This window comes from Jiangella mangrovi, assembly GCF_014204975.1.
GTDB classification, from domain to species: domain Bacteria; phylum Actinomycetota; class Actinomycetes; order Jiangellales; family Jiangellaceae; genus Jiangella; species Jiangella mangrovi.
On the sequence record NZ_JACHMM010000001.1, the window covers coordinates 4,648,144 to 4,670,284 of the forward strand.

General features: G+C 73.2%; 18 protein-coding genes. 5 read left to right on the top strand and 13 right to left on the bottom strand.

Features of this window, described 5'->3' with window-relative positions:
• Positions 1-4: 4 nt before the first annotated feature.
• The 10 genes from murG to mraZ all read right to left on the bottom strand — a co-directional run bounded on the left by murG (position 5) and on the right by mraZ (position 11,828).
• Positions 5-1,096 carry an undecaprenyldiphospho-muramoylpentapeptide beta-N-acetylglucosaminyltransferase gene (gene murG, locus HD601_RS21500; RefSeq protein WP_184825309.1) on the bottom strand — a complete coding sequence of 364 codons (1,092 nt, stop codon included), beginning with the start codon at positions 1,094-1,096 and terminating at the stop codon, positions 5-7.
• 55 nt (positions 1,097-1,151) lie between these two features.
• Positions 1,152-2,402, bottom strand: a complete 1,251-nt coding sequence (gene ftsW, locus HD601_RS21505; protein WP_184825311.1) for a putative lipid II flippase FtsW — start codon at positions 2,400-2,402, stop codon at positions 1,152-1,154.
• Positions 2,389-3,852 carry a UDP-N-acetylmuramoyl-L-alanine--D-glutamate ligase gene (gene murD / locus HD601_RS21510; protein ID WP_184825313.1) on the bottom strand — a complete coding sequence of 488 codons (1,464 nt, stop codon included), beginning with the start codon at positions 3,850-3,852 and terminating at the stop codon, positions 2,389-2,391. The genes ftsW and murD overlap by 14 nt, the downstream gene beginning before the upstream one ends.
• The gene (gene mraY / locus HD601_RS21515; RefSeq protein ID WP_184825315.1) at positions 3,834-4,895 is read right to left on the bottom strand and encodes a phospho-N-acetylmuramoyl-pentapeptide-transferase; all 1,062 of its coding nucleotides are present in this window, start codon (positions 4,893-4,895) and stop codon (positions 3,834-3,836) included. The genes murD and mraY overlap by 19 nt, the downstream gene beginning before the upstream one ends.
• A complete protein-coding gene (locus tag HD601_RS21520; RefSeq protein WP_184825318.1) occupies positions 4,892-6,289 on the bottom strand; it encodes a UDP-N-acetylmuramoyl-tripeptide--D-alanyl-D-alanine ligase in 1,398 nt (465 codons plus the stop codon). Before HD601_RS21520 ends, mraY begins: the two co-directional genes overlap by 4 nt.
• Positions 6,286-7,800 (bottom strand): UDP-N-acetylmuramoyl-L-alanyl-D-glutamate--2,6-diaminopimelate ligase, encoded by a 1,515-nt coding sequence (locus HD601_RS21525; RefSeq protein ID WP_184825320.1) that lies wholly within the window; start codon positions 7,798-7,800, stop codon positions 6,286-6,288. Before HD601_RS21525 ends, HD601_RS21520 begins: the two co-directional genes overlap by 4 nt.
• A 19-nt stretch (positions 7,801-7,819) precedes the next feature.
• Entirely contained in the window at positions 7,820-9,874 is a 2,055-nt protein-coding gene (locus HD601_RS21530; RefSeq protein ID WP_184825322.1) for a peptidoglycan D,D-transpeptidase FtsI family protein, read from the bottom strand.
• On the bottom strand, positions 9,874-10,260 hold the full coding sequence (gene ftsL / locus HD601_RS21535) for a cell division protein FtsL (RefSeq protein ID WP_184825323.1): 387 nt from the start codon (positions 10,258-10,260) through the stop codon (positions 9,874-9,876). The genes HD601_RS21530 and ftsL overlap by 1 nt, the downstream gene beginning before the upstream one ends.
• A complete protein-coding gene (gene rsmH, locus HD601_RS21540) occupies positions 10,257-11,225 on the bottom strand; it encodes a 16S rRNA (cytosine(1402)-N(4))-methyltransferase RsmH (RefSeq protein ID WP_184825324.1) in 969 nt (322 codons plus the stop codon). Before rsmH ends, ftsL begins: the two co-directional genes overlap by 4 nt.
• A gap of 171 nt (positions 11,226-11,396) precedes the next feature.
• Positions 11,397-11,828 carry a division/cell wall cluster transcriptional repressor MraZ gene (gene mraZ / locus HD601_RS21545; RefSeq protein ID WP_184825325.1) on the bottom strand — a complete coding sequence of 144 codons (432 nt, stop codon included), beginning with the start codon at positions 11,826-11,828 and terminating at the stop codon, positions 11,397-11,399.
• A gap of 638 nt (positions 11,829-12,466) precedes the next feature.
• On the opposite strand from mraZ, the gene HD601_RS21550 reads away from it, so the two are divergent.
• Genes HD601_RS21550 through HD601_RS21560 form a run of 3 tightly spaced genes read left to right on the top strand, consistent with a single transcriptional unit; the run spans position 12,467 to position 17,136 of the window.
• Positions 12,467-13,426, top strand: coding sequence for an AAA family ATPase (locus tag HD601_RS21550; protein ID WP_184830107.1), 960 nt, complete (start codon positions 12,467-12,469; stop codon positions 13,424-13,426).
• A 6-nt stretch (positions 13,427-13,432) separates the two neighbouring features.
• The gene (locus HD601_RS21555; RefSeq protein WP_184825326.1) at positions 13,433-14,770 is read left to right on the top strand and encodes a DUF58 domain-containing protein; all 1,338 of its coding nucleotides are present in this window, start codon (positions 13,433-13,435) and stop codon (positions 14,768-14,770) included.
• Positions 14,770-17,136: a transglutaminase TgpA family protein gene (locus HD601_RS21560; protein ID WP_184825327.1), complete on the top strand. Its 2,367-nt coding sequence runs from the start codon at positions 14,770-14,772 to the stop codon at positions 17,134-17,136. The genes HD601_RS21555 and HD601_RS21560 overlap by 1 nt, the downstream gene beginning before the upstream one ends.
• Before the next feature lie 455 nt (positions 17,137-17,591).
• Here the strand turns inward: HD601_RS21560 and HD601_RS21565 are convergent, their stop codons facing one another.
• From HD601_RS21565 to mgrA, 3 genes are all read right to left on the bottom strand, one after another.
• Entirely contained in the window at positions 17,592-18,020 is a 429-nt protein-coding gene (locus HD601_RS21565; RefSeq protein ID WP_184825328.1) for a DUF3040 domain-containing protein, read from the bottom strand.
• A gap of 177 nt (positions 18,021-18,197) precedes the next feature.
• Positions 18,198-18,944 (bottom strand): methyltransferase domain-containing protein, encoded by a 747-nt coding sequence (locus tag HD601_RS21570; RefSeq protein WP_184825330.1) that lies wholly within the window; start codon positions 18,942-18,944, stop codon positions 18,198-18,200.
• A 4-nt stretch (positions 18,945-18,948) separates the two neighbouring features.
• Positions 18,949-20,010 (bottom strand): L-glyceraldehyde 3-phosphate reductase, encoded by a 1,062-nt coding sequence (mgrA, locus tag HD601_RS21575; protein ID WP_184825332.1) that lies wholly within the window; start codon positions 20,008-20,010, stop codon positions 18,949-18,951.
• Positions 20,011-20,028: 18 nt separating this feature from the next.
• On the opposite strand from mgrA, the gene HD601_RS21580 reads away from it, so the two are divergent.
• Positions 20,029-20,868 (top strand): fused MFS/spermidine synthase, encoded by an 840-nt coding sequence (locus tag HD601_RS21580; protein WP_221441190.1) that lies wholly within the window; start codon positions 20,029-20,031, stop codon positions 20,866-20,868.
• The gene (solA, locus tag HD601_RS21585) at positions 20,865-22,064 is read left to right on the top strand and encodes an N-methyl-L-tryptophan oxidase (RefSeq protein ID WP_184825334.1); all 1,200 of its coding nucleotides are present in this window, start codon (positions 20,865-20,867) and stop codon (positions 22,062-22,064) included. Before HD601_RS21580 ends, solA begins: the two co-directional genes overlap by 4 nt.
• Positions 22,065-22,141: the final 77 nt, after the last annotated feature.

The window sequence follows — 22,141 nt, forward strand, 5'->3', positions numbered from 1 at the left end:
GTGGTCAACCTCCGACGCTCTTCTGTGCGGCCGCGCGCCGGACCATGTCCACCAGACGATCGTCGGCGTCGCGACGACCGAGAGTAACCGCTGCGGCACCCATCGCGTCCAATCGAGCCTGGTCACCCAGGAGCGGAGCCGCCTCGGCGATGAGCCGCAACGGCGTCAGCTCGCCGTCCGCGACCAGCACCCCGCCGCCCGCGGTGACGGTCGGCAGGGCGTTGAAGCGCTGCTCACCGTTGCCGTGCGGAAGGGGGACGTAGACGGCGGGCAGCCCGACGGCGGACAGCTCGGCGCAGGTGATGGCTCCGGCCCGGCAGACGGCGAGGTCGGCGGCGGCGTAGGCGAGGTCCATGCGGTCGACGTAGGGCACGGGGACGTACCCGGGGCGGGTCGCGGCCGCCGCGGCCTCGGCGTTCGCCGGCCCGACGGCGTGCAGCACCTGGAAGTCGGCCTCGAGCAGCTGGTCCAGCGACCCGGCGACCGCGTCGTTGATGCGCCGCGCACCCTGGCTGCCGCCGAAGACGAGCAGCGTGGGCAAGTCGGGGTCGAGGCCGAAGAAGGCACGGGCCTCGGCCCGCGACGCGGCACGGTCCAGCAGGGCGATCGAGCGGCGCAGCGGGATGCCGACGTGCTGGGCGTGCGGCAGCTCGATGGCCGGTGTCGCGACGCCGACGAACGTCGTGAAGCGGGCGCCGACGCGGTTGGCCAGGCCCGGCTTGGCGTTCGCCTCGTGCACGACGATCGGCACGCCGGCCCGGCGCGCGGCCAGGTACGCCGGCAGCGCGACGTAGCCGCCGAAGCCGACCAGCACCTCGGCCTGCTTCGCGCGGAGCAGGTCGGTGGTCTGGCGGACGGCGGTGCGCACCCGCATCGGCAGCCGGAGCAGGTCCGGCGAGGGCCGGCGCGGCAGCGGGACGGGCGGGATCAGCGCCAGCTCGTAGCCGCGCTCCGGGACCAGGCGGGTCTCGAGCCCGCGCTCGGTGCCGAGCAGCGTGACCTGCGCGCCGGGGTCGGCGCGGAGCACGGCATCGGCGGTCGCGAGGGCAGGCTCGATGTGCCCGGCGGTCCCGCCGCCGGCCAGGACGACCTTCACGCGACGATCCTCCCCGGGCACGGCGCGTCCGACACGCTCGGACGCATGAGAGTGCTCACCCGCGGATCCTCCTCGACTGGCGACGCTCGCGTCGCGCCTGCTTGCGGGCCGCCAGCGCCTCGCGGGCGCCCGGCTCCTCCTTGGCCAGTGCCATCAGGATGCCGACGGCGACGATGGCGACGACCATGGAAGCGCCACCGTACGACACCAGCGGCAGCGGCACGCCGATGACCGGGAACACGACCAGGACACTGCCCAGATTGATGATCGCCTGGACGATCAGCCAGCCCGTGATGCCGGCCGCCGCCAGCCGGGTGAAGGTGTCGGTGGTGCGCATGGCGATGCGGATGCCGGCGAACCCGAGCAGGAAGAACAGCCCGAGCACCATGAGGGCGCCGGGCAGCCCCAGCTCCTCGCCGAGGATGGAGAAGATGAAGTCGGTGTGGGCCTCGGGCAGCTGGCCCCACTTGAGCCGGCTCGCCCCCAGCCCGCTCCCCCACCAGCCGCCGGTCGCGAACGCGTAGATCGAGTTGGCCGCCTGGTACCCGGTGCCGGAGAAGTCGGAGAACGGGTCGAGGAAGCTGACGACGCGCGACATGCGGTTCTCCGACGCCGTCACGAAGTACGCGCCCACCACACCCACCACACCGAGCGCCAGCCCGAACAGCCACGTCGGCACGCCCACGACCCACAGCAGCGTCAGCACGATCGCCATGAGCACGAGCGCCGTGCCGAGGTCGTGCTGGCCGATCGTCAGCGCGACCACGGCGCCCGACACCGGTACGAACGGGATCATCAGGTGCTTCCACTGCGTCAGCAGCCGGCCCTTCATGGCGAAGACGCCGGCGCCCCAGATGATCAGCGCCAGCTTGGCCGGCTCGGACGGCTGGATGAGGAACGGCCCGCCGAAGTCCAGCCAGTTCGTGTTGCCACCGCGGGTGACGCCGAGCCCGGGCACGAACGTCAGCGCCAGCAGCATGGCCGCCACCACGAGCATGGGCAGCCCGAAGCGCCGGAGCAGCCGGGCCGGCATCCGCGACGCCACCCAGGCCAGCGGCAGCGCGACCACGACCCAGGCGACCTGCCGGGCGAAGAAGTAGTACGGGTAGCCGAACTGCAGCCGCGACGTCACGCTGGACGCCGAGAACACCATGATCAGGCCGAGGACCAGCAGCAACCCGGCCGAGCCGAGCACGAGGTAGTACGACGCCAGCGGCCGCTGCAGCAGCCGGCGCAGCGACTCGGACGCCGCTGTCCGCATCGGCCGCTCGGAAGCGGCCGGCGCCTCCTGATCAACCGTGCTCACGGCGCCGCACGGCAGCGGCGAACGCGTCGCCACGGGCCGCGTAGTTGGCGAACATGTCCATGGACGCGCACGCCGGCGCCAGCAGCACGGTGTCGCCCGGGCGGGCGAGCCCGGCGGCGGCGGCCACGATGCGGTCCATGGCCTCATTGTCGGTGTCCGGAACCTCGACAACCGGTACATCCGGTGCGTGTCGTGCGAGCGCTTCGGCGATGACGGCACGGTCGGCGCCCACTAGCACGACCCCCCGCAGCCGCTCCCGCACCCCCTCGACCAGCTCGGAGAACGACGCCCCCTTCGCCAGCCCGCCCGCGATCCAGACCACCGAGTCGAACGCCGCGAGCGACGCCGCCGCCGCGTGCGGGTTGGTCGCCTTGGAGTCGTCGACGTACGTGACATCGTCGACGGTCGCCACAGTCGCGATCCGGTGCGCGTCCGGCACGAACCCGCGCAGCCCGTCGCGCACGGCCACGGCCGGCACCCCGATGGACCGGGCCAGCGCCGCGGCGGCCAGGGCGTTCGCGATGTTGTGCGGCGCCGCCGGCTCGACGTCGCCGACCGCGGCCAGCTCCGCCGCCGACGTCTGCCGCTCGGCGATGAACGCCCGGTCGACCAGGTACTCGTCGACCACGCCGACCATGCCGACCGCCGGGATGCCCAGCGTGAACCCGATGGCCCGGGCGCCCTCGCGGACGTCCGCGTCGCGCACCATCTGCTCGGTGACGGGGTCGGCGACGTTGTAGACGCACGCGGTCTCGACGCCGGCGTAGATGCGCGCCTTGTCGGCGGCGTAGGCGTCCATGGAGCCGTGCCAGTCGACGTGGTCGGGCGCGACGTTCAGCACCGCCGCCGACCGCGCGGCCATCGAGTACGTCCAGTGCAGCTGGTAGCTCGACAGCTCGACGGCGATGACGTCGTGGCCGCCGGGGTCCATGACGGCGGACACGATCGGGTCGCCGACGTTCCCGGCCGCGACGGCGCGCAGCCCGGAGGCGCGCAGCATCGACGTCAGCATCCGCACCGTCGTCGTCTTGCCGTTCGTGCCGGTGAGGACCAGCCAGGGCGTTGCGGGGTCGCGGATGCGCCAGGCCAGCTCGACCTCGCCCCAGATCGGGATCCCGGCGGCGGCCGCCTGCGCCAGCAGCGGCGACGACGGCTTCCACCCCGGCGACGTCACGACCAGCTGCGTCCCCGCCGGCAGGACAGCCGTCGACCCGGGACCGAGTTCCACGCGAGCCTCGAGGATGCGCAGGATCGTCGCCCGCTCCTGCTCGGCCGGACCGTCGCGGTCCTCCAGCACCGTCACCCGCGCGCCCAGCTGGATCAGCGTGTCGGCGGCCGCGTACCCGGACACGCCGAACCCGGCGACCGTGACCTGCAGCGCCGACCACGGACTGTCGCGGCGAGCATCAGCCAGCCACGAGACCGCACCGCTCACGCCGTCGCCACCCATTCCGCGTAGAAGAGGCCCAGGCCGAGCACCACGAACATGCCGGCGATGATCCAGAACCGGATGACGATGGTGACCTCGCCCCAGCCCTTGAGCTCGAAGTGGTGCTGCAGCGGCGCCATGCGGAACAGCCGTTTCCCGCCGGAGATCTTGAACCAGCCGACCTGCAGGATCACCGACATCGTGATGAGCACGAACAGCCCGCCCAGGACGAGGAGCAGCAGCTCGGTCCGGGTGGTGATGGCGAGGCCCGCCAGCCCGCCGCCCAGCGCCAGCGACCCGGTGTCGCCCATGAAGATCTTCGCCGGCGCCGCGTTCCACCACAGGAACCCGAAGCACGCCCCCACCATCGCCGCCGCCACGACGGCGAGGTCGAGCGGGTCGCGCACCTCGTAGCAGCTCGGCCCGGGCGACACACCACACGACTGGTTCAGCTGCCAGACGCCGATCAGCGTGTACGCGCCGAACGCCATGACCGAGGCACCGGTGGCCAGGCCGTCCAGCCCGTCGGTGAGGTTCACCGCGTTGGAGAACCCCGAGATCAGGAACAGCGCCCACAGCACGAACACCACGGCCGGCAGCTCCCACGACGTCTCGCGCAGCACCGACAGCGCCTGCGACGCCGGCGTGTAGCCCTGCTCGTCGGGGAAGTTGATGGCCAGGACCGCGAACACGACGGCGACTGCGATCTGCCCGGCCATCTTGGCGCGGCTGCGCAGGCCGAGGCTGCGCTGCTTGGAGATCTTGATCCAGTCGTCCAGGAACCCGACGACGCCGAGCCCGACGATCAGGAACAGCACCAGCAGCCCGGACGCGGTCGGCGGCGACGGCCGGACGAGGTGCGCCATGAAGTACGCGATGACCGCGGCGATGATGATGACGGCGCCGCCCATGGTGGGCGTGCCGCGCTTGGTGTGGTGGCTGGTCGGCCCGTCGTCGCGGATCAGCTGGCCGTAGCCGCGCTTGACCAGCCAGCGGATCGCCAGCGGGGTACCCAGGATCGACGCCACGAGGCCGACGACGCCGGCCGTGAGGATCGAGATCACTTGTCCTCCACCAGCCGCTCGCCCAGGAAGCGCAGGCCGGAGTCACGCGACGACTTGACCAGGACGATGTCGCCGGGCTGGAGCTCGGAGCGCAGCAGCGCGAGCGCGGCGTCGACGTCGGGCACCCATGCGGACTCGCCGTCCCACGATCCCTCGAGCGTGGCGCCCTGGTGGATCGCGCGGGCGCCGTCGCCGACGGCCACCAGGCGCGACACGTTGAGCCGGACGGCGAGCCGCCCGATGGCGTCGTGCTCGGCCACCGACGACTCCCCCAGCTCGCGCATCTCGCCGAGGACCGCCCACGTCCGTGCCTCGGCCGGGCGGCCCATCGACACCAGCGTCTTCAGCGCCGCGCGCATCGACTCGGGGTTGGCGTTGTAGGCGTCGTTGACGACGGTGACGCCGTCGGGCCGCTCGGTGACCTCCATGCGCCACCGCGACCGCGGCAGCGCCTGGGACAGCCGCGAAGCGACGTCGGCGAGCGGCACGCCCAGCGCCAGCGCCGCCGCAGCGACGGCGAGCGCGTTCGACACCTGGTGCTCGCCGACCAGCCGCAGCGACACGTCGGCCGAGTCGTCGGCCGTGACCAGCCGGAACGACGGCCTGCCGCCGTCGTCGAGCACGACGTCCTCGGCCCGGATGTCGGAGTGGACCGACTCGCCGACCATGACGACCTGCGCCTCGGTCTGCTCTGCCATGCGGCGCACGACGGGGTCGTCGGCGTTGAGCACGGCCACCCCGCCGGCGTCGGCAGCCGGCAGAGACGTCACCAGCTCCGCCTTCGTCCGCGCGATCGTCTCGCGGTCGCCGAACTCACCGAGGTGCGCGCTGCCGACGTTCAGCACGATCCCGATCCGGGGCGGCGCGATGCCGCACAGGTAGGCGATGTGCCCCGGCCCGCGCGCGCCCATCTCGACCACGAGCGTGCGGGTGTCGCCGTCGACCCGGGTCACCGTCAGCGGGACCCCGACCTCGCTGTTGTACGAGCCGGGCGGCGCGACCAGCGGCCCCAGCGGCTCGAGCACCTGCGCGAGCAGGTCCTTCGTGGTGGTCTTGCCGGACGACCCGGTGACTCCGACGACGGTCAGCGACGGCAGCCGATCCATGACGGCGCGCGCCACCTGCCCGAACGCGACCTCGGTGTCGTCGACGACGATGGCCGGCACGCCGACCGGCCGCGAGGCCAGCACCGCGACCGCGCCGGCCGACACCGCGGCGGAGGCGAAGTCGTGCCCGTCCTGCGCCTCTCCCTGCCGCGCGACGAAGAGGCCGCCCGCGACCACCTCACGCGAGTCGGTCACCACCGCGCCGGTCACCCGGGCGGTGGGGTCGGCGACGGCGTCCAGCCGGCCGCCGGTGGCCGAGGCGATCTCGGCCAAGGTGAGCGGAATCAAGCTGTCTTCTCCTCGCTCCACCGCACCAGCTCCTCGCGGAGCACGTCTCGATCGTCGAATGGATGCACGACGCCTGCGATCTCCTGCCCTTGTTCATGCCCTTTGCCGAGCACGACGACGGTGTCGTCGGGCCCGCGCGCGCTCCCCAGCGCGGCGCGGATGGCCTCGCGGCGGCCGTCCACCACGAGGATCTCCCTCGCCCGCTCCGCGTCCGGCACCGCGTGGGCGCCGGCGGCGACGGCGGCCCTGATGGCGGCCGGGTCCTCGGAGCGGGGATTGTCGTCGGTGACGACGACGACGTCGGCGCCGCGCGCGGCGGCCGCCCCCATGAGCGGCCGCTTCTCGCGGTCGCGGTCGCCGCCCGCCCCCACGACGACGATCAGGCGGCCGCGCGGGTGCAGCGCCTGCAGGACGTTGTCGATGGCGTCCGGCGTATGCGCGAAGTCGACGACGGCGACAGGTGCGGCGACCGCGGGGTCGCCGACGCGCTCCATGCGCCCGGGGACGCCGGGACTCGACGCGATGCCGTCGACCGCCGTTGCGGTGTCGACCCCCACCTCGAGCAGCATGGTCACCGCCAGCGCCGCGTTGGTGACGTTGAACTCGCCCGGAATGGGGACCCGCAACTCCAGCTTGGCGCCGTCGGGCCCCGCCAGCGTCGCGCGGTCGCCGTGGCAGTCGACCTGCCAGTCGGCGTCGGCGTGCATGTGCGGCGGCGCGACGGTCACCACCGGCAACGACGTCGACGACGCCAGCCGGAGGCCGTACTGGTCGCCGACCACGACGACCGCCCGGCGCGCGTGCGACGGCGTGAACAGCCGGGCCTTCGCGGCGAAGTAGTCCTCGAGGTCGGTGTGGAAGTCGAGGTGGTCCTGGGTGAGGTTGGTGAACCCGGCGACGTCGAACACCACGCCGTCGACCCGCCCGAACACCATGGCGTGGCTCGAAACCTCCATGGCGCAGGCCGTGACGCCGCGCTCGCGCATGACGGCGAGCAGCGCGTGCACGTCGGTGGCCTCGGGCGTGGTGCGGACGCTGGCCACGCGCTCGTCGCCCACCCGGGTCTCGACGGTGCCGATGATGCCGGTCGTGTGCCCGGCGGCGCGCAGCCCGGCCTCGAGCAGGTAGGTCGTCGTGGTCTTGCCGTTGGTGCCGGTGACGCCGAGCATCAGCAGGTCGCGCGCCGGGTGCCCGTACACCGTCGCGGCGATGTCGCCGACCTGGGACCGCGGGTCGACGACTCGGAGCACCGGAATCCGCAGGTCACCGGCCAGGCCGACGCCGTCGTCGTCGGTCATGATCGCGACCGCGCCGGACTCGGCGGCCGCCGCCGCGAACCGGGCGCCGTGCGTCACCGCGCCGGGCAGCGCCATGTAGAGGTCGCCGGGCCGGACCTGCCGGGAGTCGTGCGTGACCCCGGTCACGAGCACGTCGGCCGGCGCGTCGGCGTGGAGCACCGTCAGTGGGAGCGGCGTGACGTGATCGGGTCGCAGTCCTGGGCGGTCGGGCACGACAGAGCAATCTACTCGGTCAGTCGGCGAAGAGTGGCACCTGCGGCGGCTCCGTGCCCGTCGGCGCCACACCGCCCTGCTCGAGGGCGAACCGCATGATGTCCGCGAAGGCCGGACCGGCCAGCGCGCTGCCGGAGTTGCCGTTCTGCGGGTCGAAGAGCGAGACGGTGACGACGTACTGCGGGTCGTCGGCCGGCGCGAAGCCCATGAACGACGAGTTGTAGTCCGCGTAGCAGCCGCACTCGGGGTCGACGCGCTGCGCCGTGCCGGTCTTGCCGGCGATGCGGTAGCCGTCGACGAGGGCCGGCTTGCCGGTGCCGCCCTCGCCCATGACGGCCTCCATCATCGTGGTGACCTCGGCGGCCGTGGCCTCGCTGACGACCCGCTCCGGCGCCGACGGCTCGACCGGCGTCTCGCGCCCGTCCGGGCCGATGGTCGCCGCGATGAGTCGCGGGTCGACCCGCACGCCGCCGTTGGCGATGGTCGCGTACGCCGACGCCATCTGGACCGCGCTGACGGAGATGCCCTGCCCGAACGCGATGTTGTCGCGGGTGAGGTCGGTGAAGTCGTCGCCCGACGGCAGCCGGCCGCCGGTCTCGCCCGGCATGCCGAGGTCCGGCGCCGTGCCGAACCCGAAGCGCTGCAGGTAGTCGTGGTAGACGTCCTTGTCCAGCGTCTCGGCGGCCAGGACGGTGCCGACGTTGCTGGACTTCGCGACGATGCCGGCGAGGGTCATCTGGTCCTCGCCGTGGCTGTAGTAGTCGTGGATCGTCTCTCCGCTGCGCCGGATGCTGTCGGGCACCGAGAACGACGTGGTGTGGTCGGCCAGGCCCTGGTCGACGACCGCCGACATCGTGATCGGCTTGAACACCGAGCCGGGCTCGTAGGCGTCCTCGACGGCGGCGCTGCCGCGGTCGGCCGCCTCGGTCTCGCTCGGGTCGGCGGGGTCGAAACCGGGCGTGGCGGCCAGCGCCACGATCTCCTGCGTGTCGACGTCCATGACGACGGCGACGCCGTCGGCCGCGCCGGCGTTGGCCACCGCCTCGGTCAGGACCTGCTCGGTGTGCCACTGCACGTCGCTGTCCAGCGTCAGCCGCAGCCCCGTCCCCGCCACCGGGTCGGTGACGTGGTTCGCGGAGCTGTTCGGGATGCGGATGCCGCCCGGGCTGAACTGATAGGTCGCCTCGCCGTCGGTGCCGGCCAGCGTCTGGTCCATGGACTGCTCGAGCCCGGTGAGCCCCAGGCCGTCGGCGCCGAGGAACCCGACGACGTTGCCGGCGACGGTGCCCGCCGGGTAGTCGCGGGCGGCCGCGGTCTCGGCGGTGAAGCCGGTCAGCCCGAGCCCGCGGATCTGCCGCCAGGTCGCCCCCGGCACGCCGCGCGCGATGACGACGTACTGGTCGTCGCCGCTGAGGTCGCGCTGCAGGTCGGCGGCCTTCGTGCCGAGGATGCCCTCGAGCTGCAGCGCGTACGCGGCCGGGTTCTTCACCTGCGTCTGGTCGACGACGACGTTGTAGGCCTCGACGGTGCTGGCCAGTGCCTCACCGTCGCGGTCGAGGATGGCGCCGCGCTCGGCCCGCACCGGGACGGTCTTGAGGCCGATCTTGTCGGCCACGGCGGCGTAGGTGGACGCGTCGACGCCCTGCAACTGGATCAGCCGGCCGCCGAACAGCGACAGGATGACGCAGACGCCGAACAGCGTGACCCGCAGGCGCTTGCGCGGGTCGGCCAGCCGGACGGTGCGCGGCTGCTTCGGCGGCTTGGGCGCCTTGGGTCGCTTCGGCGGCCTCGCGGCGGGCCGCGACGCCTTGGCCGGCGTCGGCTTGCGAGGAGAGCTCTTCTTGCCCGCCGGCTTGCGCGCCGCCGTGGCGGCGGCGCCCGCGCGGACCGGGGTCGCGGTCTTGCGGGCCGGTCGGGGCGCGGCGGCCTTGCGCGGCTGGGAGGCCTTCTTCGGCTGGGCAGCCTTACGGGGCTGGGCGACCTTCCGGGGCTGGGCGGCTTTGCGCGGCGCCGCAGGCTGACCCCGTCGGGCCCCCGCCGCTCCCCCGCGCCCGTCCGGGCGCTTCGGCGGCATCAGCCGTCCCCGCCGCCGGCGGCGGGCGTGCCGCCGGAGCCGGGCAGCTCGAGGAAGCGCGGCGCCTCGTCGGCCGGGACCATGCCGAGGCGGTCGGCCTCGTCGGCCAGCGCGTCGGGGGCGCTGCGGGCGGCGACGCGGTCGGCGAGGTCGGTCTGCCGGTCGCGCAGCTCGTCGGTGGTCGACTGCATCTCGCCGAGCTCGAACGAGCCCTGCTGCAGGGCGGTGTTGAGGATCAGCAGCCCGATCAGGCCGATGCCGAGCACCAGCAGCACCAGCACGACGAACGGTGCGCGCGGTGCGTGGGAGGCGCGGGAGGGGACGCTGCGCAGCGACGGCCGGCGCGGCGCGGCGACCGGGGCGTAGGCGGCGCGTTCGGCGCTCATGCGGCCTCCCTGATCCGCTCGACCGCGCGCAGCCTGGCCGACTGCGCGCGCGGGTTGGCGGCGATCTCCTCGTCCGTGGGCGGCTCGGAGCGGGTCAGCAGCCGCAGCTCGGGCCGGTGCTCGGGCAGCTCGACCGGGAGACCGTGCGGCGCGGTGCTGGTCGTCCTCGCCGCGAACAGCTGCTTGACGATGCGGTCCTCGAGCGAGTGGTACGACAGCACGACGATGCGGCCCCCGACGGCGAGCGCGTCGATGGCGGCCGGCAGCGCCCGCTCGAGCACCTCCAGCTCGCCGTTGACCTCGATGCGCAGCGCCTGGAACGTGCGCTTGGCCGGGTTGCCGCCGGTGCGCCGGGCGGGTGCCGGGATGGTGTCGCGGATCAGCTCGACCAGCCGGGGGCTGGTGTCGAACGGCGCACGCTTGCGCTCCCGCACCACCGCGGCGGCGATGCGGGAGGCGAACCGCTCCTCGCCGTAGCGGCGCAGGATGCGGGTGAGGTCGGCGGCCGGGTAGGTGTTGAGCACCTCGGCCGCCGTGATGCCGGTGGACTGGTCCATGCGCATGTCCAGCGGCGCGTCCTGCGAGTACGCGAACCCGCGCTCGGCCTCGTCCAGCTGCAGCGACGAGACGCCGAGATCGAACAGGACACCATGCACGCGCCGGATGCCGAGGCCCGCCAAGACGTCGGCGATCCGGTCGTAGACCGCGTGGACGCCGGTGAACCGGTCGCCGAACGGCGCGAGCCGCTCGGTCGCCCGGGCCAGCGCCACGCGGTCGCGGTCGAGGCCCACCAGGTGGGCCGTGGAGCTGCGGCGCAACAGGGCTTCGGCGTGCCCGCCGAGACCCAGCGTGGCGTCGACGACCACGCGCCGGTCCTCCGACGGCGCGGACGCGTCGAGTGCCGGGGCCAAGAGCTCGACGACACGGTCGAGCAGCACCGGGACGTGCGCCCCCTGCTCAGTCATCGACACCCCCGCGTCTCTTCGTCGTTGCCTCGTTGCGTTGCCACCTGCGGCTCGTACGACCAGGTCCCCGCCCGCTCGGGCTTGGCTGCCGGCTCTGGCCCCTTGGCACCGGGGAAGTGGTGTCAAGAGGTGGAGCGGCCGGAGACCTCGTCGTGCGTTTCCGTTCGGTGGTCAGAAGATGCCCGGGAGCACCTCCTCGGAGATGTCGGCGAACATCGGCTCCTTCTCGGCCTGGTACGTCTCCCAGGCCTGCTCGGACCAGATCTCCACCCGCGTCATGGCACCGACGACGGTGCACTCGCGCTCCAGGGCCGCGTACGTACGCAGACCCGGGGGGATGGTGATGCGGCCCTGCTTGTCCGGGACCTCGTCGCTGGCCCCCGCTGCCAGCATGCGAGCGAAGTCGCGCGTGCCCTTGTGCGTGATGGGCGCGGCGCGCAGCTGCTCGGTGAACCGGAGGAACTCGGCGCGCGGCCACACGTAGAGACAGCGTTCCTGCCCTCGTGTGATCACGACGCCCTCCGCCAGCTCGTCCCGGAACTTCGCCGGAAGGATGAGCCGCCCTTTCTCGTCCAGCCGGGGCGTGTGGGTACCGAGGAACACGGCCCACCTCCCCGCCGTCCGAGCTTCCGGACCACTCTTCCTCCACTGCCCGCCACTCTACTCCACTCCTCCCCACTTGCAACCACATTCAGCCCCACTGCGCCCCACCACGCCCCACTCGCGGGTTCGGTGCGGGACGGCGCCAGGACGGGTTCGCACGGCGTATCCGCAGGTCAGAGAGGTGTCGACGACGGCGTCAGCCTGCGGCGGGCAGTGGTGGGGCGCGGTGGGGCGCCGCGGCGGCGCGGAGGGCACTCCGGGCTCGACGGCGCCGGAGTCGCACCTGCTCAGCGAGGTGCGCCCTCCGGGTGGAGGGCTGTGGTGGAGGAGAGTGGGGAATCGGCGCCGCGCGCCCGCCCCGACACCGTCGACTGGCGACTTCCGCCGGACATGTCAGGTGCGAATGTCCAGTTCGTATGGATGCGCCTGCATAGCGAGTGGACATAGGCTCTGCGGGTAGGGGTCAAGCCGGGGCCGATCGGAACCTCTGCGACCACTCACACGTCGCACACTGCAACACTGGAAAGCGGGAGTTCCGCGATCGGCCGAGGCACGTCACGCCGACGAGGTCGGGGATCGAAGGAGGAAACGTGCCTGAGCCGTTCAACCCGGGCCGTCAGCCACGGCCGAGCGAACAGGTGTCGGAGCTGGCGCTGTCCGACCTCGCCGACACCGCGGCGCGCATCCAGTCGGCCATCGGCTCGGTGGTCGAGGGCAAGCCCGAGGTCATCAAGCTGGCGCTGACGGTGCTGCTGGCCGAGGGCCACATCCTCATCGAAGACGTTCCCGGTGTCGGCAAGACCATGCTGGCCAAGTCGGTCGCCCGGGCCATCGACTGCTCGGTGCGGCGCATCCAATTCACCCCCGACCTCATGCCCAGCGACGTCACCGGCGTCTCGGTGTTCAACCAGTCGACCCGCGAGTTCGAGTTCAAGCCCGGCGGCGTGTTCGCGAACATCGTCGTCGGCGACGAGATCAACCGCGCCTCGCCGAAGACGCAGTCGGCGCTGCTCGAGTGCATGGAGGAGCGGCAGGTCACCGTCGACGGCACCACCTACCAGCTCGAGGCGCCGTTCATGGTGGTCGCCACCCAGAACCCCATCGAGATGGAGGGCACCTACCCCCTCCCCGAGGCGCAGCGCGACCGGTTCATGATGCGGCTGTCCATGGGCTACCCGTCGCCGCAGGCCGAGATCGAGATGATCGACACGCACGGCTCCACCAGCGCGCTCGACCCGCTCGAGCCGGTCACCGACGCCGCGCACGTGCACAAGCTGGTCCGGCTGGTCCGCGGCGTGTACGTCGCCGACCCCATCAAGGAGTACGCGGTCGCCCTCACCAGCGCCACCCGCACGTCGCCCGACCTCCGGCTGGGCGCGTCGCCGCGGGCCACGCTGCACCTCATCCGCGCGGCCAAGGCGTGGGCCGGTCTCGAGGGCCGCGAGTACGTGCTGCCCGACGACATCCAGGCGCTGGCCGCGCCCGTGCTCGGCCACCGGCTGCTGCCCACGGCCGAGGCGCAGATCGGCCGCCGCGACGCCGCGGGCATCGTCGCCGACCTCGTGCAGCGCGTCCCGCAGCCCGAACCGGCGCGGTAGCCGCCCATGAACGACGCGCTGTCCGGACTGACGCGGCGCGGCTGGGCCTTCCTGGCCGTGGGCGGCGGCGCCATCGTGGCCGCCGTCCTGGCCGGTCAGCGCGACGTGCTGCGGGTCGGCCTGCTGCTCGCCGTCATCCCCGCCATCAGCCTCGTCGTGGCGTTGCGCAGCCGGGTCCGGCTCGCGGCGTCGCGCTCCGTCGAGCCGCCACGGGTCTCCGTCGGCGAGCGGGCGACAGTGCACCTGCGGCTGGCCAACTCCGCCCGCATCCCCACCGGCGTCCTGCTGGTCGAGGACAGCATCCCGTTCACCCTGGGCGCGCGGCCGCGGTTCGTCCTCGACCACGTGTGGTCCCGGTTCCGCCGCGACGTCACGTACGCCATCGACCCCGTCGTGCGCGGGCGGTACAAGGTCGGCCCGCTGACGGTCCGGGTCACCGACCCGTTCGGCATGGTCGAGCTCAAGCGCGCGTTCAGCGACGTCGGCACGCTCATCGTCACGCCGACGGTGCACAAGCTGCCGCCCGTCCGGCTGGTCGGCGAGTGGAGCGGCAGCGGCGAGAGCCGGCCGCGGGCCATCGCCGCCGCGGGTGAAGAGGACGCCACCATCCGGGCCTACCGCATCGGCGACGACATGCGCCGCGTGCACTGGCGGGCCACCGCGCACCACGGCGAGCTCATGGTCCGGCGCGAGGAACAGCCCTGGCAGAGCCGCGCCACCATCCTGCTCGACACCCGCACCGCCGGGCACACCGGCGAGGGCATCGACTCCTCGCTCGAGTGGAGCGTCACGGCCGCCGCCTCCATGGGCGTCCACCTGGCCGAGCGCGGCTACGCCGTCCGGCTCGCCACCGACCACGGCAGCTCCGTCTCCACGAACTGGCACGACCCCGCCAGCGGACCCGGCGACGCCAAGGTCTCGCTGCTCGACGCGCTCGCCGTCGTCCAGCCGCAGCGCGACGCCTCCGTCGGGCGCTGGCCCGACCTCCTCAGCGGCGCCGACGCCGCCACCGGCCTGCTGGTCGGCGTGTTCGGCCGGCTCAGCGAGCAGGAGGCGCGGGTCGTCGCGAGCCTGCGACAGGGCTCCACGGCGGCCCTCGCCGTCGTCCTCGACGTCATGACCTGGACCTCGCTGGGCGAGAACACCCGCGAGCAGGTCCGGCTCACCGGCGCCGTCCAGGTGCTGCGCAGCGCCGGCTGGAACGTCATCGTCGCCAAGCGCGGCGAGCACCTGACCACGCTCTGGGAGCGTCTCGGCCTGCAGCGTCCCGCCGTCACGGCCCCCGTCGTCGAGCCCGCCGGCGCCACCGCGGCCACCGCCCCCAGCGGACGAGAGGTGCGTTGATGTCGTCGCTGAGTGCGCACGGCCGCCTGACCATCGTCGCGGCACTGGCCGCCTGGTTGTCGGTGCTGCCGCTGTTCGCCATCACGCTCACCGACGACTGGATCGTGCCCGCCGGCATCGCCGTCGCGCTGGTCGCCGGCACCGGCTACGTGCTGCGCAAGCTCGGCGTGCCGTCGCTGCTGGTGCCGGTCGCGCAGCTCGCCGTCGTGGTGCTGTGGCTCGGCGTGCTGGTGGCCAACGACGTCGCGCTGCTCGGCTTCATCCCCACCACCGACTGGGCCACCCGCCTCATCGACGTGTTCCAAGAGGGCACCGACGTCACGACGACGTACATCGCCCCGGTCCCGGTCCCCCGCGGCATCCTCATGCTCGTGGTCGGCGGCGCCGGCGTGGTGGCGGTGCTGGTCGACGCCGTGGCGGTCTGGTTGCGCAAGGTCCCGCTGGCCGGCATCCCGCTGGCGGCCTGCTACACCATCTCCGCGTCGGTGCTGGCCACGGGCCTCGACTGGTGGTGGTTCCTGCCGCCGGCGGTCGGGTTCCTGGCGCTGCTGGTGTCCGAGGGACGCACGCGGGTCGCGTCGTGGGGACGCTCGGCCAGCCCGTCGGCGCGGCGCAGCGGCATCCCCGAGACCGACTCCCTGGCCCGCAACGGCCGCCGGGTCGGCGCGGTGGCGCTCATCGTGGCGGTGGCGGTGCCCGGCATGGCGCCGGTCCTGACCGAGGGCATGCTCGGCCCGGGACGTGGCGGGGGCGGGGGTGGCGGGCAGACCATCCGCACCGACAATCCCATCGTCGATCTCCAGCGCAACCTGCAGCGCCGCGAGAACGTCGAGGTCATGCAGTACACCTCGTCCGACGACGAGCCCGCCTACATCCGCATCGTCACCCTCGACGTGTTCGACGGCGAGGAGTGGAAGACCTCCGACCGGCCGGTGCCCAACTCCGTCGACAGCGGGATGCCCTGGCCGCAGGGCCTCGACAACGGCGAGTACCCGGTCGTCGAGTACGACATCCGGGTCACCGACGACTTCAGCTCCAGCTGGCTGCCGCTCCCCTACCCGACCCAGCGCATCGTCATCGACGGCGACTGGCGCTTCCACGCCGAGACCCTCGACGTGGTGGCCGACGGCGACGACGTGCGGGCGCGCAGCTACACCGCCGACGCCCTCGCCCTGAACCCCAGCATCGAGCAGCTGCGCGGCGCCGGTTCCCCCAGCGACGACGTCGACGCCATGCTCGAGCTGCCCGACGACCTCCCGCCCGTGGTCACCGAGCTCGCCGACCAGATCGTCGCCGACGCCGGGGCCACCGACTCCTTCACCGAGGCCGCCGCCCTCCAAGAGTGGTTCCGCGGCCCGAGCGGCGGGTTCACCTACGACATCCAGTCGCAGCCCGGGCACTCGTCCACGGCGCTCGAGGACTTCCTCGACGAACGCCGCGGCTACTGCGAGCAGTTCGCCGCCACCATGGCGATCATGGCCCGCTACCTCGGCATCCCGGCCCGCGTCGCCGTCGGCTTCACCCCCGGCGACTCCCAGGGCAACGGGACCTGGCTGGTCCGCTCGCACGACTCCCACGCCTGGCCCGAGCTGTACTTCCAGGGCACCGGCTGGATCCGGTTCGAGCCCACCCCGGCGTCGGTCACCGGGCAGGCGCCCGACTGGACGCTCGTCCCCAACGCCAACCCCGAGACCCCTGAGACCAACCCGAACGCGCCGGCGCCGACGTCGTCGGCCACGGCGCCGGCCGTCCCGCGCGACGACCAGCTCGGTGGCGGCGGCGCGGCGGGCGCTCAGGGCTCCTCGTCGCAGTGGCCGCTGATCGTCATCGGTGCGCTGGCGCTGGTGGCGTTCTTCCTGACGCCGACGGTGGCTGCCCGGGTCGGCCGCGAGCTGCGCTGGCGGCGCGCCGGCGACGACCCCGCCCTGTCCGCCGAGGCCGCCTGGGCCGACCTGCGCGAAGTCTCGCGCGACGCGGGCATCGCCTGGGATCCCGCCGCGACCCCGCGCGTCACCGGCCGCCGGGTCGCCGAGGCGGCGTCCCTCGACGCCGACGAGCGCGAGGTGCTCAACCACCTGGTCGGCGCCGTCGAACGGGCCCGCTACGCCCGGCAGCCCGGCGCCGTCGAGGCGCTGCGCTCCGACACCGACCTCGTCCTGCGGCCCATCGCCCGGTCCGCCTCGCTGAGCCGGCGCGTCCAGGCGTTCCTGCTGCCGACCCGGCTGCGCGACTCCGCCGAAGAGGCCAACCGCCGGCTCATCGACGCCTTCGACTGGATCGACGTCACCGGCGAGAAGATGCGGGCCGCCACCTCGTCGGCGGCCATCCGCCGTCGCGTCTCGTCGCCCCGCCGCACCGGCGGCTGACGGGCGTGTTTCGACGGACATTCGGCGGTGCGGATCGACTGCTCGGCACTGGGGAGCGCCTGACGGATCAGCGAAACCGCGACCGGCCGACGTGATCATCAAGGATTGGTGGGGTCATGGCCCCACCGATCCTTGATGATCACAGAGAGGTGCGGTGGCAGCGATACCAGACCGGGCACGAACAGAGGTCGCCTGCGGCATCACTCGCGTGGGGATCACCTCACTCGATCCAGGGCCGCTCCGCGGCCCTGTGGGACGGCTGAATGCAGCCTCCGGCGGATGAGGTACGCGCGCACGTGAGGGATCTCTCATGCCGCTAGGTCCGGACCACCGGGCCTGGCGGGCGTCTCTGACGACGTCAGTGGCTACTCGGAGTCGGCATCTGCAGGTCGCGGACACGACGAAGCGCCGCCCCCGACGATGACCGGGGCGGCGCTCACGCGTGGATCAGAGGGCTACTGGCCGTAGCCGCGCTCGCGGCGGTTGCGCCACCGCTGCTCCATGCGCTCCATGAACGAGCCGCTGTTGCGCGGGCCCTTGGGGCGGCGCTGACGGCGGGGCGAACCGGGGCTGATGTCCGGGACGTCGCCCGCCGCGGCCGTGCCGTCGGTGGGCGGGACGCGCCGCCACGAGGTGACTGCGTAGAACGCCGAGCCGAGCATGACGACGAAACCCGCCACACCCAGCGCGATCACCTGCGTCACCGCGCCGGTCATGAGCATCACGACGCCGACGAGGAAGACCAGGCCGGCGAGTACCGCACGCCGCCGGTACCGCCGCCGAAGATCCGCGCCACGCATCGCGGTGGCGAACTTCGGATCCTCGGCGAGCAGCGCCTGCTCCATCTGCTCGAGCAGCCGCTGCTCATGATCGGAGAGTGGCACCGTTCCCCTCCAATGAACACGGAAACCTATGGGCACCTGCTGTAAGGACCAGCATATGCGGCCGACGCCACGCAGGAAAGCCAGCCGCTCGGCCGAAGCCGGTGGATCTGCCGGACCGTCATGCCAGTACAGCACACGTCATGGCGCGACGGGCGAGATCACCCGATTCGGGCGAGATCAGCCGCCGGGCCGCACCGCCAGCACGTGCAGCGCCCCCGCGACGGGCCGGAACGCCGGATGGGCGACGACGGCCGCCTCGAGCTCGGCCAGGGCGGCCACCTCGGCCGGGTCGTCGACGGCGCTGCCGGGGACGAGGTCGGTGAGGACCCGGACGCCGTGCACCCCGGTGACCTCGAGCCCGGCCTCCTCCAGCAGCGCCCTGACGCCGTCCTCGTCGAATCGGCGCGGCAGCGGGTCGGACCCGCCCCACCGCCCGTCGGGGTCGTCGAGCAGCCGGCGCGCGTCGGCCAGGTGGCCGGCCAGCGCCTTGGCCAGCACGGCCGCGTAGCGCTGGGCGACGAGGACGCTGGCGACGCCGCCCGGGCGCAGGCAGGCCGCGAGCCCGGCCACCGCCCCGGGGACGTCGTCGACGACCTCGAGCACCCCGTGGCACACGACGACGTCGACATCGTCAGCGACCGCCGCCAGTCCCGCCGCATCGCCCTGGACGGCCGTGACCCGCTCGGCGACGCCCGCCTCGGCGGCCCGGCGCGCCAGCGTGGCCAGCGCGTTCGGGCTCGGGTCGACGACGGTGACGCGGTGGCCGATGCGGGCCAGCGGCACGGCGAACACGCCACTCCCGCCGCCGAGGTCGACGATGTCGAGCACCCGGCGGCCGGTGGACGTGGTCAGCGCGGCCAGTGCCTCGTACAGCTGGGCCCAGACGGCCTCGGTGCGCGGGTTGCGCCGGACACGCTCGTTCATCGGGTCACGCGTCGCTCGACCGGGCCCAGATGTTCAGGCCGGACTCGACCGCGTGCTTGTCGATCTCGTTCAGCTCGTCGTCGCTGAAGTCGAGCCGGTCGAGGGCGCCCAGGCTGTCGTCGAGCTGCGCCACCGTCCGGGCGCCGATGAGCACCGACGTCACCCGCTCGTCGCGCAGTGCCCACGACAGCGCCAGCTGCGCGAGCGTCTGGTCGCGCGACTCCGCGATGCCGTTCAGGGCCCGCAGCCGCGCGACGACGTCGTCGGTGACGAGCGACGGCGAGAACGAGCCGCCCCGGGCCGCTCGCGAGTCCTCGGGGACGCCGCCGAGGTACTTGTTCGTCAGCAGCCCCTGCGCCAGCGGCGAGAAGGCGATGATGCCGAGGCCCTCGTCGCCGCACGCCTCGGTCAGGCCGGCCTCGATCCAGCGGTTGAACATCGAGTAGGACGGCTGGTGGATGGCCAGCGGCGTGCCCAGCTCGCGCATGATGGCCGCCGCCTCGCGCGTCCGCTCCGGCGAGTAGGACGAGATGCCGGCGTACAGCGCCCGCCCGGACCGCACCGCGGTGTCGAGGGCGCCCATGGTCTCCTCGAGCGGCGTGTCGGGATCGAACCGGTGCGAGTAGAAGATGTCGACGTAGTCCAGCCCCATGCGGTCCAGCGACGCGTCGAGGCTGGCCAGCAGGTACTTCCGCGAGCCCCACTCGCCGTACGGGCCGGGCCACATGTCGTAGCCGGCCTTCGTCGAGATGATCAGCTCGTCGCGGTACGGGCGGAAGTCCTCGGCGAAGATGCGGCCGAAGTTCTTCTCCGCCGACCCCGGCGGCGGGCCGTAGTTGTTGGCCAGGTCGAAGTGCGTGACGCCGCGGTCGAACGCGGTACGCAGGATGGCCCGCTGCGTGGCCAGCGGCGACTCGTCGCCGAAGTTCTGCCACAGGCCCAGCGAGACGGCGGGCAGCTTCAGGCCGGTGCGGCCGCTGCGGCGGTAGGGGGTGTCGATGTAGCGCGCCTCGTCGGCCCGGTACGGCGCGCCTACGTGGAGGTTCTTTTGCGGACGGTCAGCCATGCTGCGAACCTATCGCTCGTGCCCCCGTCCCGTGGCAGCGACCGCCCCCGTCCCGACCGGTTCGCCGGAGCGCACGACATCGAGTCCGGGACGGCGGAGCTGATCGCCGACCGTTCCGACCCCGGCGGCTGGTCGATCATGGTCAACGGCGTGCCCAGCTCCTACGTCCACCTCGGCGACCCGACCCGGCTGGACTTCGAGTACATGCAGTGGATGGGGCACGTCCTGGACGCCGCGGGACCGCCGGGCGCGGCGCCCGACGCGCCGCTGCCCACCGTGCACATCGGCGGGGCCGGCTGCACGCTCGCGCTGTACGTGGCGGCGACGCGGCCCGGCTCGCCGCAGACGGTGTTCGAGATCGACGCCGCGCTGGTCACGCTGATGCGCCAGGCGTTCGGGCTGCGGTCGGTGCGCGGGCTGCGGCTGAAGGCGGCTGACGGGCTGGTGGGGCTGGCGTCGTTGCCCGACGCGCATTCCGCGGTCGTCGTCCGCGACGCGTTCGACGGCGCCCGAGTGCCGCCGCACCTGGTGACGACGGAGTTCTACGCCGAGGTCGCGCGGGTGCTGACGCCCGGCGGGCTCTACGCCGGCAACGTCGCCGACACCGCGCAGGTGCGCGAGTCGCGGGTCGAGGCGGCGACGGCGCTCGAGGTGTTCGCGCACGTGGCCCTGATCGCGGAGCCCGGGCAGCTGCGCGGACGCCGGTACGGCAACGTGGTGCTGCTGGCGTCGCAGCAGCCGCTGCCGTCGGACGTGCTGGTCCGCAAGCTCGCCGGCGGCGCCGTCCGGGCCCGCTACGTCGAGCCGTCGCGGGTGAAGGAGCTGGTGGCCGGAGTGAAGCCGCGGAGGTCGTCGTGAAACGCACCTACGAACACGTCGTCATCGGGGCCGGGGCGCTGGGCGCCGCCGCGGCGTACCGGCTGGCGGCGGCCGGCCACCGCGACGTGCTGGTGCTCGAGCAGTACGAGCTCGGGCACGGGCGCGGCGCCTCGGAGGACCACTCGCGCATCATCCGGCACGCCTACCACTCCCCCGCCTACACCGCGCTGACGCCGTCGGCGTACGAGTGCTGGACCGAGATCGAGTCGCTGACCGGGCTGCAGGTGGTGTTCCGGACCGGCGGGCTCGACCTGGCCGTGGCGGGGACGCCCGGCGCGGTCGAGCTGGACGCGTACGAGGCGTCGCTCGCGCCACTGGCGGCGTCCGGGGTGACGTGGTCGCGGCTGTCGGGCGCCGAGGTGCGGGCGCGGTGGCCGCAGTGGCGGGTGGGCGACGACGTCGTGGGCCTGTACCAGCCCGACGGCGGCATCCTCGACATCCGCCGGGCGACGGCGGCGCACATCGCCCTCGCCCGCGGCCTCGGCGTCGAGTTCGCGCCGTCGACCCCCGTGACCGCGCTGTCGTCGTCGGCCGACGGCGTCACCGTCACTCTCGGGTCGGGCTCGGTGGTCTCGGCCGGCTCGGTCGTGCTGTGCGCCGCGTCGTGGACGCCGTCCTTGCTGGCCTCGCTGGGCGTGGACCTGCGGATCCGGCTCAGCCAGGAACAGGTCAGCTACTTCGCGACGCCGCACCTGCGGGCGTTCGCGCCGGACCGGTTCCCGATGTGGATCTGGCACGGTGAGGAGTTCTTCTACGGCTTCCCCGTCTACGGCGAGGTCGCGGTCAAGGCTGCGCGCGACCTCACCGGCCGCTACGTCACACAGGCGACCCGGTCGACGGCGCCGGACCCCGCGGAGACGTCGCTGGTGCTGGACTTCCTGCGCGAGCGGCTGCCGGACGCCGTCGGCCCCGAGCTGCTCACGAAGACCTGCGTGTACGACCTGCCGCCGGACCGCGAGTTCATCATCGACCACGTCCCAGGCCACCCCCGCATCGTCACCGCGGTCGGCGGCGGGCACGCCGGCAAGTTCGCCTCGCTCATCGGCCGGATCCTCGCCGACCTCGCGACCTCCGGCTCGACGCCCTACCCGATCGACGCCTTCCGCGCCGACCGGCCCGCGATCACCGACCCGTCGTTCGTCGCGACGCACCGGCTGCGTGGGGTGACGTCGTAACCGACAACTTTCTTTGTCCTTGACAGATTTTCTTTTCGGTGGGAGCGTGGGCGCAACCGGGCACCCACGACCCTCCG

Excerpts from the sequence above, each read along its gene's own strand:
- murD (WP_184825313.1), bottom strand. The coding sequence starts at position 3,852 with ATGGGTGGCGACGGCGTGAGCGGTGCGGTCTCGTGGCTGGCTGATGCT.
- HD601_RS21530 (WP_184825322.1), bottom strand. The coding sequence starts at position 9,874 with ATGCCGCCGAAGCGCCCGGACGGGCGCGGGGGAGCGGCGGGGGCCCGA.
- ftsL (WP_184825323.1), bottom strand. The coding sequence starts at position 10,260 with ATGAGCGCCGAACGCGCCGCCTACGCCCCGGTCGCCGCGCCGCGCCGG.
- rsmH (WP_184825324.1), bottom strand. The coding sequence starts at position 11,225 with ATGACTGAGCAGGGGGCGCACGTCCCGGTGCTGCTCGACCGTGTCGTC.
- HD601_RS21555 (WP_184825326.1), top strand. The coding sequence starts at position 13,433 with ATGAACGACGCGCTGTCCGGACTGACGCGGCGCGGCTGGGCCTTCCTG.
- HD601_RS21560 (WP_184825327.1), top strand. The coding sequence starts at position 14,770 with ATGTCGTCGCTGAGTGCGCACGGCCGCCTGACCATCGTCGCGGCACTG.
- HD601_RS21570 (WP_184825330.1), bottom strand. The coding sequence starts at position 18,944 with ATGAACGAGCGTGTCCGGCGCAACCCGCGCACCGAGGCCGTCTGGGCC.
- mgrA (WP_184825332.1), bottom strand. The coding sequence starts at position 20,010 with ATGGCTGACCGTCCGCAAAAGAACCTCCACGTAGGCGCGCCGTACCGG.